This window comes from Ralstonia sp. 22086 (assembly GCF_052045975.1).
Classification (GTDB): Bacteria; Pseudomonadota; Gammaproteobacteria; order Burkholderiales; family Burkholderiaceae; genus Ralstonia; species Ralstonia wenshanensis.
In genome coordinates this window covers 105,815-119,542 of record NZ_JBQEPZ010000001.1, presented here as the reverse complement: position 1 = coordinate 119,542, position 13,728 = coordinate 105,815, and the positions used below count along the sequence as shown (strand labels likewise).

Here is a 13,728-nt window from a genome sequence, read left to right as displayed (position 1 = left end):
CCTCGACGGCGCCCCGATGAGTCATTCCACTGCGAGTCCCGATGTTGTGCCGCTGCCCGAGGCGGCCATTTCCATGCTGCGCGCCTCTGCGTCGCAGGCGTGCGCCGTGCTCAAGGCCATGGCCCACGAAGACCGTCTGCTGCTGCTCTGCCAACTCACGCAAGGCGAGCGCAATGTCGGTGAGCTGGAGGCACTGGTCGGCCTGCGTCAGCCCAGCCTGTCGCAGCAGTTGGGCGTGCTGCGTGACGAGGGCCTTGTCACCACGCGGCGCGAAGGCAAATACATCTACTACCGGCTCGCCAGCTTCGAGGTCATCCAGATCATGCAGACACTCTCCGAGCTGTACTGCGGCAAGGTCTTGAAGAAGATGGCGGGACAGTGATCATGTCGCCGATCGAAGCGGGCTGGATCATCAGCGCGGGGCTGGGCTCTGTGGTGGGGCTCATCCTGGCGCTGACGGGCGCGGGCGGGGCCATTGTCGCGGTGCCGCTGCTGATCTTCGGATTGCGCCTGTCAGTGCAGCAGGCTGCGCCGATTGCACTGCTGGCGGTGGGATTGTCCGCCGGGCTGGGCGCGATGCTTGGCTTGCGGGAAGGCAAGGTCCGCTACAAGGCCGCTGGGCTGATGGCGCTATGCGGCGTGGTGATCTCGCCGTTCGGCATCTGGGTTGCGCACCGCGTGCCGAACACGCCGCTCACGCTGCTGTTTGCAGTGGTGCTCGCCTACGTGGCGCTGCGCATGTTTCGGCAAGCGCGCGCCGCGCCATCGACCGAACCCCAGCCAAGACGATCCGCACCACCCTGTCACCTCGACACCACCACGGCCAAGCTGGTCTGGACGCTGCCGTGTGCGCGTGCATTGGCCGCGTCGGGGGTGGGCGCCGGCTTCCTGTCGGGATTGCTTGGTGTGGGCGGCGGCTTTGTCATCGTGCCCGCATTGCGCCGCGCGACCGATCTGCCGATGCAAACCATCGTCGCCACCTCGTTGGCGGTCATTGCGCTGGTGTCGACGGGCGGTGTGGTCGCCTCGGCCATTGGCGGGCATGTCGATTGGCATATCGCGCTGCCGTTTGCGGCCGGCGCGTTGACGGGCATGCTGGTGGGCCGGCGCTTTGCGCGGCGTTTGGCGGGGCCTGCCCTGCAGCAAGGATTCGCTGCATTTGCGGGCGCCGTGGCGCTCGGCATGATTGTCCGAACTCTGATTTGACCGGCGTGTTGCGAAAGCGGTACAATCGCGGTCTTCGGGGCGTAGCGTAGTCTGGTAACGCGTCCGGTTTGGGACCGGAAGACCGCGGGTTCAAATCCTGCCGCCCCGACCAGAATTGAGCAGCAAACACAAACGGCTTACGTTGACCACGTAGGCCGTTTTTGTTTTGGCGCGGTTCGGTGCAGCTCGTAATGTCATCTGACGATGCTATAAAGACAGCATCCGCATCCAGGCAATGCCGCTCACTTCTCCATGAACCTCATCCTGTGGCGCCACGCTGAAGCCGAAGACGTGGCCGCATCGCTGCGCATCCAGCGCAACACCGATCTGCAGAGAGAACTCACCAAGCGCGGTCACAAGCAAGCCGAGAAGATGGCCAACTGGCTGCGCCCCCGCTTGCCGGACGGCACACTCGTGCTCGCCAGCCCTGCCGTACGCACGCAACAGACCGCGCGCGCCCTCACCGAGCATTTCCAGACGCTGACCGCGCTTGCGCCCGGCGCCGATGTAAGTGCGATCCTTGACGCGTTGGACTGGCCCTCGAATACGAACCTGCTGCTGGTCGGCCATCAGCCGTGGCTGGGCCGTCTTGCCAGCTTGCTCATCGCAGGCACGGAGATGGACTGGAGCGTGAAGAAAGCCGGCGTGTGGTGGCTTTGCCGCCGCATGCGCGAAGACGAAGCTCAGACGGTGCTGCGCGCGGTGGTCAATCCCGATCTCGTGTGACACATCGCCCTCGTCACAGCATCGCCACGCAAAATTCACGCAACGGTCACGATTGACACGCTTTTGTCGCGGATCTGTCACGCAGCGTCTCTAGAATCGCCCCGAAATCCACCCTTGGGGATGCACGAATGCGAGACCTGCCGACGCCCACTCAGCCGTTGATCGACGCACTGCCGAGCCTGAATCTGGGCAACGCACGGAGGGGCCTTCCTCGCTCACCCGACGCTGTTCCGGCGCGTGACAAACCTGTTCTGGCCGTTTCGTGGGCGCGCCATCAGGATGAAGTGACCGAAGCGCAGCGCCTGCGCTACAAGGTGTTTGCCGAAGAAATGGGCGCCCGCCTGCCCTCGGCCCACACTGAACTGGACGTCGACATGTTCGACGCGGTGTGCGACCACCTGATCGTGCGTGACCAGAAAACGCTGCGCGTGGTCGGCACCTATCGCGTGCTGCGCCCGGACGCCGCCAAGCAGATCGGCTGCCTGTATTCCGAATCGGAGTTCGACCTCGTTCGCCTGACGCACCTGCGCCCGAAGATGGTAGAACTCGGCCGCTCGTGCGTGCACCGCGATTACCGCTCGGGCAGCGTCATCATGGCGCTCTGGGCCGGCCTGGGCGAGTACATGCAGCGCTACGGCTTCGAGTCGATGCTGGGCTGCGCAAGCGTGTCGATGGGCGATGGCGGTCACTTTGCCGCAAGCCTGTATCGCAGCTTCGTTGACGACGGCTCGCTCGCACCGATCGAGTACCACGCCTTCCCGCGCGTGGCGCTGCCGGTAGATGAGCTGAACCAGGATCTGGAAGTCGAGCCGCCCGCGCTCGTGAAGGGCTATCTGCGTCTGGGCGCGCGCATCTGCGGCGCACCGGCCTGGGACCCTGACTTCAACGTCGCCGACTTCCTCACGCTGCTGCGTCTGTCGGACATCAACCCGCGCTACGCACGTCACTTCCTGCGCGGCTGATAGCGCTGCGAACGGCACCGCGCAAAACAAAACGGCCCGGGTAACTCCGGGCCGTTTTGCTTGGGGATGCGGCGAGACGCTTTACACGTACACCACCTTGTAGCGGCGGCCGATGCGCTGCCACTCATCGGCTTCCTTCATCAGGCTGTATTCGACCAGCGGGTTCTGCTCGATCCAGCTCTTGGGCAGCTCGACTTCGAAACCGCCTTCGTTCAGCTCGCCTTCGCTGTGGCGCACGCGCAGGCCCGGCAGTTGGATCGCTCCCCGCCGCCGGCACAGCACAAACGCCAGACGCAGGCTGAACAGCATCCGCCAATCCAGGAACTTGCCGCCGCCCGAGAGCTTCCCCAGCTTGCCGGCATGGCCCAGCAGCAGCGTCGCGAGGCGCGCCTGATCGGTCTTGGAGAAGCCCGGCATATCGGCATGGCTGGCAATGTATGCCGAATGCTTGTGATACCCGCTGTGCGAGATGCTCATACCGATCTCGTGCAGGTTTGCCGCCCAACCCAGCAGCGCGAGATTGTCTTCACGGCGCTCGTCGGGCGGATCGGGAAACTGTGACAGCAGCGCGGTTGCCGCATCGCGAACGCGGCTCGCCTGCGCACGGTCGACGCTGTAGCGGCGCATGAACTGCTCGATCGTCACCGTACGCATGTCTTCGTGGTGCGTACGGCCGAGCAGGTCATACAGCACGCCCAGGCGCAAGGCGCCATCGGTCACGTCCATGCGGTCGACATCGAGCTCTGCAAACACGCCAAGCATGATCGACAAGCCGCCCGGCAGCACCGGAATCCGGTCCGCCTTCAGACCATTGAGCTTCAGGCGGTTGGTGTTCTCCGACTTGACGAGCGCGCGCTTCAGGCGCTCCAGCCCTTCGCGCGTGATGCCGTGCTCGTTACTCTTGTCATTGAAGCCGTTCAGCTCGATCAGCTCGGCCAGCGCGCGCGCCGTACCCGATGACCCGACGGCCTGGTTCCAGCCCGCCGTGCGGTATTGCTGCACGAGCACCTGGATCTCGCGACGCGCCGCCAGCTCGGCCTGCTTCATCGCATATTCATCAACGTTGCCGTTCGGAAAGAAATGCCGGCTGTGCGAAACGCAACCGATGTACAGCGACTCCATCAGCTTGGGCTTGTAGCCATTGCCGATGATGAACTCCGTGGAGCCGCCACCGATGTCGACGACGAGCCGGTTGCCCTGGCACGCCGGTGCGTCATGCGATGCACCGAGATAGATCAGCCGTGCCTCTTCGCGGCCGGCAATCACCTCGATGGGAAAACCGAGGGCGGCTTCCGCCTCGATCAGGAATTCCTGCGCATTCTTGGCCACGCGCAAGGTGTTGGTGGCCACGGCACGTACATGTTCCGGCGGGAAATCACGCAAGCGATCCCCAAAGCGGCGCAACGCATCGACGCCACGCCGGCGTGCCGGTTGATCCAGGTATTTATCTTGCGTAAGCCCGGCGGCCAAACGCACGGGTTCGCGCAGCGCATCGACCTGGAATATCTGGGTACCACCAGGGGTTTCGTCGACACGGCCGATCATCAGCCGGAAGCTGTTGGAGCCCATGTCGACAGCAGCCAGCAGACGGGGGGTGGGACTCATGAATGAAAACGGGAGAGGAGCAAAATCAGGGGCGCGGAGTATTGTCGTTCGAAACAATGCGCAACAAAATATGTCTTTATTGTGTCCCGAACGTGACAAATCCAATGTGTCACAAATTTGACACTGAATTATGAAAAAGTGGCCGGATCGTCATCCGTCTGAACACAACATGTCGACATTGCCCGCGGGCGATCTGCTCAATCGCGAACTGGGCATCCTGGAATTCAACGCCCGTGTGCTCGCCCAGGCTGCTGACCCGGGTGTGCCGCTGATGGAGCGGCTGAAATTCATCTGCATCGTGTCGAGCAATCTCGATGAGTTCTTTGAAATCCGCATTGCCGGATTGAAGGAACAGATGCGCGACAACCCTTCATCGGTCACGCCTGACGGGCTGTCGGTGCAGCAGGCTTTTGGCGTGGTCTCGGAGCGTGTGCGGCAACTGGTCGCGCAACAGTATGCCATGTTGCAAGACGAGATCCTGCCCTTGCTGGAGAAGGAAGGCGTCTTCTTCCACATGACGACCAACTGGAATGAAGCCCAGCGCGCCTGGTGCCGCAGTTTCTTCCAGCGCGAACTGGTGCCCATCCTGACGCCGATGGCGCTGGACCCGGCTCACCCCTTCCCGCGCGTGCTCAACAAGAGCCTGAACTTCATCATCGAGCTGTCGGGCAAGGATGCCTTCGGCCGTGAGGCTGAACTGGCCATCGTGCAGGCGCCGCGCGCCCTGCCGCGGCTTGTGCAGATGCCGCCGGAACTCTCGGGCTACCAGTACGGGTTCGTGCTGCTGTCGTCGTTCATGCAGGGCTTTGTGCATGAGCTGTTTCCGCAGATCGACGTACACGGCTGTTATCAATTCCGCGTGACGCGCAACTCCGACTTGTTCGTGTCGGAAGATGAAATCACGGACTTGCGCGAAGCGCTTCAGGGCGAACTGTCCACGCGCCATTTTGGCGACGCGGTGCGTCTGGAACTCGCGCACGACACATCGCCGGCACTGGTGGTGCGGCTGCTTCAGGAGTTCGGCCTGACCGATGCGGACTGCTACCGCGTCAAGGGCCCTGTGAATCTGGTGCGCCTGCTGCAGGTGCCTGACATGGTCGACAAACCGGTGCTGAAGTACCCGCCGCACGTGCCGGCCACGGTGCGGCAGATCGCCAACAGCTCGAACGTGTTCGACGCCATCCGCCAGGGTGACATCCTGCTGCACCATCCGTACGAAAGCTTCACGCCCGTGCTGGAATTGCTGCAGCAAGCTGCGCGCGACCCAGACGTAGTCGCCATCAAGCAGACTGTCTACCGTACCGGCAACGAATCCACGGTGATGGAAGCGCTCATCAAAGCGGCGCGCAACGGCAAGGAGGTGACCGTTGTCGTCGAACTGCTCGCGCGCTTTGACGAAGAGACGAACATCAACTGGGCGGACCAGCTTGAATCGGCCGGCGCCCATGTCGTGTATGGCGTGGTGGGCCACAAGTGTCACGCAAAGATGTTGCTGGTGGTGCGTCGTGAGGTGTCCGGCAAGGGCAAGGCGGTCAAGCTGCGCCGCTACGCGCACCTGGGCACGGGAAACTACCACCCCAAGACCGCCCGCCTCTACACCGACTTCGGCCTGATGACGGCAAACGAGCAGATCTGCGAAGACGTGCATCACGTGTTCCAGTTGCTCACGGGCACGGGCGCGCAGATCAAGCTGCATCATCTGTGGCACTCGCCGTTCACGATGCACGACAACCTGATCGAGCACATCCGAGCCGAAGCGCGTGCCGCTCGCGCAGGCAAACGTGCGCGCATCATCGGCAAGATGAACGCGCTGCTGGAGCCGGCCATCATCGACGAGCTGTACAAGGCCTCGCGCGCAGGCGTGAAGGTCGACCTGATCGTGCGCGGAGTATGTGGCCTCAAGCCGGGCGTGCCAGGGCTGTCGGAAAACATCAGCGTGCGCTCCATCGTCGGGCGCTTCCTTGAGCACCACCGCGTCTATTACTTCCATGCTGGCGGCGAGGAAGTCGTCTATCTCTCAAGCGCGGACTGGATGGACCGCAACCTGTTCCGCCGCGTGGAAGTGGCGTTCCCCGTGCTCGACCGCAAGCTCAAGGCGCGCGTCATCAGGGAAAGCCTGCAGGTGCATCTGCGCGACAACGCGTCGGCGTGGGTCATGCAGCAGGATGGCAGCTACGTGCAGCGCCAGACGCGTGGCAAGCACGTGCGCATCAGCCAGCTGGAACTGCTGAACCACTTCTCGCCGCAGGCTGCCGCGGCGGCGGAGACGGCTGCCGCAGTGGCGGCGGCAACGGCTGCGGAACCGACTGTGCGCGCGCCGGTGGAGATCTCCGCGGGCTGATCCGCCAGCCCGTGCCTGCAAACAAAAACGCACGCTCAACAGCGTGCGTTTTTTTAGCGTTCAATGGATGGAAAGAACCAGCGTTCAGGCCACGCGCTCATCGGTAACGCTGGCACTGCGCACCACCGTGCGTTCCGGCGGGAACACGGCGCGGAAGGTGCTGCCCTTGCCGTGCTCGCTGGTCACCTGCAGTTCCCCACCGTGGCGTGACAGCACGTGCTTCACAATGGCCAACCCCAGCCCGGTGCCGCCGGTGTCGCGTGAACGGCTGCGGTCCACGCGATAGAAACGCTCGGTCAAGCGCGGAATATGTTCGGGCGCAATGCCGATCCCCGTGTCGGTGACGGAGTACACCGCGTGCCCATCACGCACGCCCCAATCCAGGCGGATCGTGCCGCCATCCGGCGTATAGCGCACCGCGTTGGATGCCAGATTGCTGAACGCGGAAAGCAATTCAAGCTCGGCGCCGCACACGCTCACGGCTGGGTCGCATGTCATGCTGACGGTGTGCCGGCCCGCAGACAGCGCTTCGATATCGTGCTGGAGCTGCAGCATCATGCGTTGCATCGGCACGGGCGCCAATGACGGCGGCTCGGAATTGCCTTCCAGCGTGGCGAGCGCCAGCAAGTCTTCCACCAGATGCTGCATGCGCATGGCCTGCGTATGCATCATGTCCAGGTAGCGCCTCTTGTCTTCTTCCGGCAGCGGTAGGTCGCGCACCGTCTCCAGAAAACCCGAGAGCACAGTCAGCGGCGTCTTCAGCTCGTGCGAGACGTTGGCCACGAAATCGCGGCGCATCGCTTCGGTGTTCTCCAACTTGGTGATGTCCTGCGACACCAACAACTTGCGGTCTTCGCCATACGGCAAAATCTGGGCAGAAATGATGCTTTGCTTGTGCGGGCCCACGTCATGCATGGTGAGCGGCTCCTCGAACTCGCCGCGCGCCAGGTAGCGCACGAACTCCGGTCGGCGAATCAGGTGGGTAATGCGTTGACGCAAATCACGCTTGGCAGACAGGCCGAAGTGCTCTTCCGCCACCGCGTTGCACCATTCGATCTGGTCTTCGCCGTCAAGCATGAGCACGCCGTTGGGCGAGGCCTGGATGGCCTGGATGAAGCGGCTGTGCTGTTGCTCAACCTGCAGCACCTGGGTGCGCCAGGCCTTCATCAACCGGTGCAGGCGGTAGTAGACCTCGCCCCACAGACCCAGCGCGCTGGGGATCTCGCCATAGGCGGGCGAGTCCAGCACGCGCCACAGGCGTTGGATCTGATAGATGTAATAGAGGAGCATCGCCAGCAGCATGGCACTGAGCACGGCCAGCGCAACCACGTGGTCGACGAAGAGATAGAGGCATGCCGTGACAATGCCCATAAGGGCGGCAAAGACGGCAAAGCGGGTCCAGAAGACGTTCATGAAGGCATTCTAAGCGCTGGACCGCGGCGGACGTGTGAACGCGCGATGGATCCCCCGCTCGCGCGCTCGTCTGACTGCTACGTTATTGCCCCGGATTGCGCGCCAGGCGATAGCCGCTGCCGCGCACGGTTTCGATCATGTTGCTGTAGCCACCCGGAGCGAGCGCCGCGCGCAGACGCTTGATGTGCACATCCACCGTGCGCTCTTCCACAAACACATGGTCGCCCCATACCTGATCAAGCAACTGCGAGCGGCTGTGCACGCGCTCCGGATGCGTCATCAGGAAATGCAGCAATCGGAACTCCGTCGGACCGAGATCCAGCTTGATCGGGTTTTCTGCCTCGACGTTCGTGGCCGTCACACGGTGCGTGGCCGGGTCCAGCTTCAGACCGTTGATGGCCACCACGTCGTCGGTCAGCTGCGGCGCCCGGCGGCGCAGCACCGCCTTGATGCGGGCCAACAATTCCTTGGGCGAGAACGGCTTCGTGACGTAATCGTCGGCGCCACTGTCGAGGCCCATGATCTTGTCCTGCTCTTCGCTGCGGGCCGTCAGCATGATGATCGGGATCTGGCGTGTGCGCTCGTTGGCGCGCAGCTCCTTGGCGAACATCACGCCTGACTTGCCCGGCAGCATCCAATCGAGCAGGACGAGGTCGGGCAGTACATCGCTCATCAGCGACAGCGCCTGCTCGGCGTTGTATGCGCGGATCGGGTAGTGCCCTGCGTGCTGCAGGTTGACGGCGATCAGTTCAGCGATCGCCGGTTCGTCTTCTACGACGAGAATACTGCTCGGCATGCTCACGTCTCCAGTCCTGCCCTTTTACTCACCCAGGATCTCGCGTTCCAGCGCTTCACGCGAAGCATGCCGGACGTCCGTTCCCTTGACGATGTAGATAATAAACTCGGCGATGTTCTTGGCGTGATCGCCAATACGCTCGATAGCCTTGGCAATGAACAGCAGATCCAGCGCCACCGAAATCGTGCGCGGGTTCTCCATCATGTACGTGATGAGTTCGCGCATGAAGCCGCGGAATTCCTCATCGATGGCCTTGTCTTCCTGCAGGATCGACACAGCAGCAGCGGTATCCAGGCGCGCGAAGGCGTCCAGCGCATGACGCAGGATGGTCGCGGCCATCTCACCCGAGCGCTCCACACCGGCGTAGTTCAGTGCATGTGCCGACGGGTCTTGCATGATGCGCTTGGTGCGCTTGGCGATCTTCTCGGCTTCGTCGCCGGCACGCTCGAGGTTGGTGATGGTCTTGGAGATGGCCATCACCAAACGCAGGTCACGTGCGGTCGGTTGGCGGCGCGCGATGATGTTGTTGCAATCGCTGTCGATCTCGATCTCGAGCGCGTTGATTTCCAGCTCCACGGCCATGACTTGATCGCACATGGCGATGTCGAAATTGGCCAGTGCACGCATGGCGCGTGCAATCTGTGCTTCCACCAGACCGCCCATCTGCAGCACCTTGGTGCTGATGGAGGTCAGGTCGGTGTCAAACTGCGATGACAGATGCTTCTCAGACATCGGTTTCTCCTTGTCGCTTCAGCTTCAGCGTTGTTGCAGGTCAGCCGAAGCGGCCGGTAATGTAGTCTTCTGTTTCTTTGCGCTGCGGCTTGATGAAGATCTTTTCGGTATCGCCGAATTCGATCAACTCACCCAGGTACATGTACGCCGTGTAGTCGGAGCAACGCGCCGCCTGTTGCATGTTGTGCGTGACGATGACGACCGTGTAGTCGTCTTTCAGTTCGGCGATCAGCTCTTCGATCTTGCCCGTGGAAATCGGGTCCAGCGCCGAGCACGGCTCGTCCAGCAGCAGCACTTCAGGGCGGATGGCAATGCCGCGCGCGATACACAGACGCTGCTGCTGACCACCCGACAAGCCGTAGCCCGACTGGTTAAGCTTGTCCTTCACTTCATTCCACAACGCGGCCTTGGTGAGCGCCCATTCCACGCGGTCGTCCATTTCGGAACGCGACAGGCGCTCGAACAGCTTCACACCGAACGCGATGTTGTCGTAGATCGACATCGGGAACGGCGTCGGCTTCTGAAACACCATGCCGACCTTGGCACGCAACAGGGCGATGTCCATGCGCGAGGTCAGCAGGTTCTCGCCGTCCATGTTGATCTGGCCTTCGGCACGCTGCTCCGGATACAGCGCGTACATCTTGTTGAACGTACGCAGCAGTGTCGACTTGCCGCAGCCCGACGGACCGATGAACGCCGTCACCTGCTTCTCGGGAATCTGCAGCGAGATGTTCTTCAACGCGTGGAACTTGCCGTAGTAGAAGTTCAGGTCGCGAACATCGATCTTCGGGCTTTGCGTGCGCACTTCGAGGGACGTAGCAGTCATGGTCATTTCTTGGTGAACAAGGCACGCGCAAGGACGTTCAGCCCCAGCACACCCAGCGTAATCAGGAACACCCCGGCCCAGGCCAATTGCTGCCACTCGGGGAACGGGCTCATCGCAAACTTGAAGATCACGGTCGGCAGCGTGGCCACCGGCTGATTCAGATCCAGGCTCCAGAACTGGTTGTTCAACGCGGTAAAGAGCAGCGGCGCGGTTTCACCGGCAATGCGCGCGATGGCCAGCAGCACACCGGTAATCACGCCGGCATACGACGCCTTGAGCGTAATCGACAGGATCATCTTCCACTTGGGCGTGCCAAGCGCCATGGCAGCTTCACGCATCGCGTTGGGCACCAGGTTCAGCATGTTTTCGGTGGTCCGTACCACGATCGGAATCTGCAGCAGCGCGAGTGCAAGCACGCCGGCAATGCCCGAGAAGTGCTGCACGCGCGCCACCACGACGGCATACACGAACAGGCCGATCACGATGGACGGCGCCGACAGCAGAATGTCATTGATGAAGCGGGTGGCGCTCGCAAGCATTGAAGTCTTGCCGTATTCGGCAAGATAAATGCCCGCCAGGATGCCCAGCGGCGTACCGACCAGCGTGGCCATGCCCACCAGCAGGAACGACCCTGCGATGGCGTTGGCAAGGCCGCCTCCCGGGGTGTTGGGCGCTGGCGTCATCTCGGTGAAGAGCGACATCGACAGGCCGCCCACACCCAGCGACAGCGTGGTCCACAGAATCCATGCCAGCCACACCAGGCCGAAAGCCATGGCGGCAAGCGACAGCGCCAGCGCAATCCCGTTGACGTTGCGGCGGCGGGCCTGCAGGCGTGCCTTGACCTTTTCAGAGTCGGCGCGGACGGCAGGAATGGAAGACGTACGCATGGTGTTGGGTCTCATAGCGTCAGGCAGATCGCGTTGGTTCACTTTTGCCCCTCGCTCTTCTGCAGGCGCAGAAGCAGCAACTTGGAGGCCGCCAGCACGATGAACGTGATGACGAACAGGATCAAGCCCAGCTCCATGAGCGCCGCGGTATGCAGGCCCTGCCCCGCTTCCGCAAATTCATTGGCCAGCGCCGACGTAATGCTGTTGCCCGGCGAGAACAACGATGGATCGGACAGCAGGTTGGTGTTGCCGATTACGAACGTCACAGCCATGGTCTCGCCCAGCGCGCGGCCCAGGCCCAACATCACACCGCCGATCACCCCCGCCTTGGTGTACGGCAGCACCACGTTCCACATGACTTCCCACGTCGTGCAGCCCACGCCGTAGGCAGATTCCTTGAGCAGCGTCGGCGTAATTTCGAACACGTCGCGCATCACCGCCGAAATGTACGGGATGATCATGATCGCCAGGATCACCCCAGCGCACAGCAGGCCGATGCCGATCGGCGCTCCTTGGAACAGCACCCCGATGACCGGGATCTTGCCGACGGTCGCGGCCAGCGGTTTTTGAAAGTATTCGCCGAAGATCGGAGCAAACACGAGCAGACCCCACATGCCGTAGACGATGGACGGCACTGCAGCGAGCAGCTCGATGGCGGTACCCAGCGGTCGGCGCAGCCACGCCGGCGACAGCTCGGTCAGAAACAGGGCAATGCCGAAGCTCACGGGCACGGCAATGATGAGCGCGATCAGCGACGTAACCAGCGTGCCGTAGACGGGCACCAACGCGCCATAAATATCGGAGGGCGGATCCCACTCCGAATTCCACAGGAACGACAGGCCGAATTTCTGAATCGTGGGCCAGGAGCTGATGATGAGCGAGATGATGATGCCGCCCAGCAGTAACAGCGTAACGATTGCGGCAAGGCGGGTCAGACCGCCGAACACCAGGTCGCCAAGGCGGCTGGGTGCTCGCATACGGGAAGCGCCAGAGGAATCAGAGAGCGTGGCCATGAGGGAAACCGGTCAGCCGAGAAAGAAGCTTTTGAAATGGTGCGGGCGGCCGATTCGTACCGCCCTCCCGCACCTTGTGCTGCACCTACTTACGAACCCTGATGCAGCAGGCAACCATCATTGGTTGTAGACAACCTTACCCGATGCATCCTTCACGCTCGACTTCCACGTTGCGCGGATCTGGTTCTTCACAGCGTCCGGCAGCGGCACGTAGTCCAGGCCCTTGGCAGCCTCATCGCCACCCTTGTAGGCCCAGTCGAAGAACTTCATGACTTCAGCGCCCTGCGCCGGCTTGGCTTGCGTCTTGTGCAGCAGGATGAACGTCGCACCAGCGATCGGCCATGCGTCCTTGCCCGGTTCGTCCGTCAGGATCTGGTAGTACGACTTGCTCCACTCGGCGCCAGCGGCGGCAGCCTTGAAGGCTTCAGCGGTCGGTTGCACCACGGCGCCCGACTTGTTCTGCAGGTTCACGTACGTCATCTTGTTCTGCTTGGCGTAGGCGTACTCAACGTAGCCCACTGCACCACCCAGACGCTGCACGAACGCGGCCACGCCTTCGTTGCCCTTACCGCCCGTACCGGTGGGCCAGTTCACGGTCGTGCCTTCACCGACCTTGCTCTTCCACTCAGCATTCACCTTCGACAGGTAGTTCGTGAAGATGAACGAGGTGCCCGAACCGTCAGCACGGCGCACCACCAGGATGTCCTGGTCCGGCAGCTTGGCCTTCGGATTCAGCTTGGCGATGGCCGGATCATTCCACTTCTTGATCTTGCCCAGGTAGATGTCACCCAGCAATTGGCCATTCAGCGTCAGCTCGCCCGGCTTCACGCCCGGCAGATTGATCACAGGCACCACGCCGCCGATCACGGTCGGGAACTGGATCAGGCCATCCTTGTTCAACTCCTCGTCCTTCAGCGGCATGTCCGATGCGCCGAAGTCGACGGTCTTGGCGGTGATCTGCTTGATGCCGCCCGACGAGCCGATACCTTGGTAGTTCACCTTGGTTTGGGTCGCCTTGTTGTAGTCGGCCGCCCACTTGTTGTAGACGGGTGCCGGGAACGTTGCGCCTGCGCCAGTAATGTCAACAGCAAATGCGGCACCAGCGAAAGCGAGTGCAGCCACGCCAGCGATTGCGGTTTGGACCAGTTTCATGAGTTCTCCAGAGGAGCGGTTGAGCGATGACAGATTTTTGACATCCGAACTTTAGGCGGCTTGGATGAC

Annotated in this window: 13 protein-coding genes and 1 tRNA gene; 6 read left to right on the top strand and 8 right to left on the bottom strand. The window is 62.3% G+C overall.

Annotated features, from left to right (window positions below; all coding sequences use genetic code 11):
• The first annotated feature begins 16 nt into the window (after positions 1 to 16).
• The 5 genes from ACTJK6_RS00570 (at position 17) to ACTJK6_RS00550 (ending at position 2,894) form a co-directional block, all read left to right on the top strand.
• Positions 17 to 382: an ArsR/SmtB family transcription factor gene (locus tag ACTJK6_RS00570; protein ID WP_232040322.1), complete on the top strand. Its 366-nt coding sequence runs from the start codon at positions 17 to 19 to the stop codon at positions 380 to 382.
• Between the two features lie 2 nt (positions 383 to 384).
• On the top strand, positions 385 to 1,206 hold the full coding sequence (locus ACTJK6_RS00565) for a sulfite exporter TauE/SafE family protein (RefSeq protein ID WP_440838112.1): 822 nt from the start codon (positions 385 to 387) through the stop codon (positions 1,204 to 1,206).
• A 35-nt stretch (positions 1,207 to 1,241) separates the two neighbouring features.
• Positions 1,242 to 1,318 (top strand) — tRNA-Pro (locus tag ACTJK6_RS00560).
• Between the two features lie 140 nt (positions 1,319 to 1,458).
• Positions 1,459 to 1,932, top strand: coding sequence for a phosphohistidine phosphatase SixA (sixA, locus tag ACTJK6_RS00555; RefSeq protein ID WP_232040324.1), 474 nt, complete (start codon positions 1,459 to 1,461; stop codon positions 1,930 to 1,932).
• Positions 1,933 to 2,060: 128 nt separating this feature from the next.
• Positions 2,061 to 2,894 (top strand): GNAT family N-acetyltransferase, encoded by an 834-nt coding sequence (locus ACTJK6_RS00550; RefSeq protein WP_092969910.1) that lies wholly within the window; start codon positions 2,061 to 2,063, stop codon positions 2,892 to 2,894.
• A gap of 81 nt (positions 2,895 to 2,975) precedes the next feature.
• On the opposite strand, the gene ppx is transcribed toward ACTJK6_RS00550, so the two are convergent.
• Positions 2,976 to 4,499 (bottom strand): exopolyphosphatase, encoded by a 1,524-nt coding sequence (gene ppx / locus ACTJK6_RS00545; protein WP_232040325.1) that lies wholly within the window; start codon positions 4,497 to 4,499, stop codon positions 2,976 to 2,978.
• A gap of 169 nt (positions 4,500 to 4,668) precedes the next feature.
• Here ppx and ppk1 point away from each other — a divergent pair, with 169 nt between their 5' ends.
• Complete coding sequence (ppk1, locus tag ACTJK6_RS00540; RefSeq protein ID WP_232040326.1) at positions 4,669 to 6,840, top strand: polyphosphate kinase 1; 2,172 nt, start codon at positions 4,669 to 4,671, stop codon at positions 6,838 to 6,840.
• An 84-nt stretch (positions 6,841 to 6,924) separates the two neighbouring features.
• Here ppk1 and phoR read toward each other — a convergent pair whose 3' ends face one another.
• From phoR to pstS, 7 genes are all read right to left on the bottom strand, one after another.
• Positions 6,925 to 8,253 (bottom strand): phosphate regulon sensor histidine kinase PhoR, encoded by a 1,329-nt coding sequence (phoR, locus tag ACTJK6_RS00535; protein ID WP_260802313.1) that lies wholly within the window; start codon positions 8,251 to 8,253, stop codon positions 6,925 to 6,927.
• A gap of 82 nt (positions 8,254 to 8,335) precedes the next feature.
• Entirely contained in the window at positions 8,336 to 9,049 is a 714-nt protein-coding gene (phoB, locus tag ACTJK6_RS00530; protein WP_004634238.1) for a phosphate regulon transcriptional regulator PhoB, read from the bottom strand.
• 24 nt (positions 9,050 to 9,073) lie between these two features.
• Complete coding sequence (gene phoU, locus ACTJK6_RS00525; protein ID WP_232040328.1) at positions 9,074 to 9,781, bottom strand: phosphate signaling complex protein PhoU; 708 nt, start codon at positions 9,779 to 9,781, stop codon at positions 9,074 to 9,076.
• A 40-nt stretch (positions 9,782 to 9,821) separates the two neighbouring features.
• A complete protein-coding gene (pstB, locus tag ACTJK6_RS00520) occupies positions 9,822 to 10,613 on the bottom strand; it encodes a phosphate ABC transporter ATP-binding protein PstB (protein ID WP_004634243.1) in 792 nt (263 codons plus the stop codon).
• On the bottom strand, positions 10,610 to 11,494 hold the full coding sequence (gene pstA / locus ACTJK6_RS00515; RefSeq protein WP_232040329.1) for a phosphate ABC transporter permease PstA: 885 nt from the start codon (positions 11,492 to 11,494) through the stop codon (positions 10,610 to 10,612). The genes pstB and pstA overlap by 4 nt, the downstream gene beginning before the upstream one ends.
• A 38-nt stretch (positions 11,495 to 11,532) precedes the next feature.
• Positions 11,533 to 12,507, bottom strand: coding sequence for a phosphate ABC transporter permease PstC (gene pstC / locus ACTJK6_RS00510; protein WP_414560750.1), 975 nt, complete (start codon positions 12,505 to 12,507; stop codon positions 11,533 to 11,535).
• A gap of 117 nt (positions 12,508 to 12,624) precedes the next feature.
• Positions 12,625 to 13,659 (bottom strand): phosphate ABC transporter substrate-binding protein PstS, encoded by a 1,035-nt coding sequence (gene pstS, locus ACTJK6_RS00505; RefSeq protein WP_440838111.1) that lies wholly within the window; start codon positions 13,657 to 13,659, stop codon positions 12,625 to 12,627.
• Positions 13,660 to 13,728 lie beyond the last annotated feature (69 nt).

Excerpts from the sequence above, each read along its gene's own strand:
- ACTJK6_RS00565 (WP_440838112.1), top strand. The coding sequence starts at position 385 with ATGTCGCCGATCGAAGCGGGCTGGATCATCAGCGCGGGGCTGGGCTCT.
- pstC (WP_414560750.1), bottom strand. The coding sequence starts at position 12,507 with ATGGCCACGCTCTCTGATTCCTCTGGCGCTTCCCGTATGCGAGCACCC.
- pstA (WP_232040329.1), bottom strand. The coding sequence starts at position 11,494 with ATGCGTACGTCTTCCATTCCTGCCGTCCGCGCCGACTCTGAAAAGGTC.
- pstS (WP_440838111.1), bottom strand. The coding sequence starts at position 13,659 with ATGAAACTGGTCCAAACCGCAATCGCTGGCGTGGCTGCACTCGCTTTC.
- sixA (WP_232040324.1), top strand. The coding sequence starts at position 1,459 with ATGAACCTCATCCTGTGGCGCCACGCTGAAGCCGAAGACGTGGCCGCA.
- pstB (WP_004634243.1), bottom strand. The coding sequence starts at position 10,613 with ATGACCATGACTGCTACGTCCCTCGAAGTGCGCACGCAAAGCCCGAAG.
- phoU (WP_232040328.1), bottom strand. The coding sequence starts at position 9,781 with ATGTCTGAGAAGCATCTGTCATCGCAGTTTGACACCGACCTGACCTCC.
- ACTJK6_RS00570 (WP_232040322.1), top strand. The coding sequence starts at position 17 with ATGAGTCATTCCACTGCGAGTCCCGATGTTGTGCCGCTGCCCGAGGCG.
- ppx (WP_232040325.1), bottom strand. The coding sequence starts at position 4,499 with ATGAGTCCCACCCCCCGTCTGCTGGCTGCTGTCGACATGGGCTCCAAC.
- phoB (WP_004634238.1), bottom strand. The coding sequence starts at position 9,049 with ATGCCGAGCAGTATTCTCGTCGTAGAAGACGAACCGGCGATCGCTGAA.
- ppk1 (WP_232040326.1), top strand. The coding sequence starts at position 4,669 with ATGTCGACATTGCCCGCGGGCGATCTGCTCAATCGCGAACTGGGCATC.
- phoR (WP_260802313.1), bottom strand. The coding sequence starts at position 8,253 with ATGAACGTCTTCTGGACCCGCTTTGCCGTCTTTGCCGCCCTTATGGGC.
- ACTJK6_RS00550 (WP_092969910.1), top strand. The coding sequence starts at position 2,061 with ATGCGAGACCTGCCGACGCCCACTCAGCCGTTGATCGACGCACTGCCG.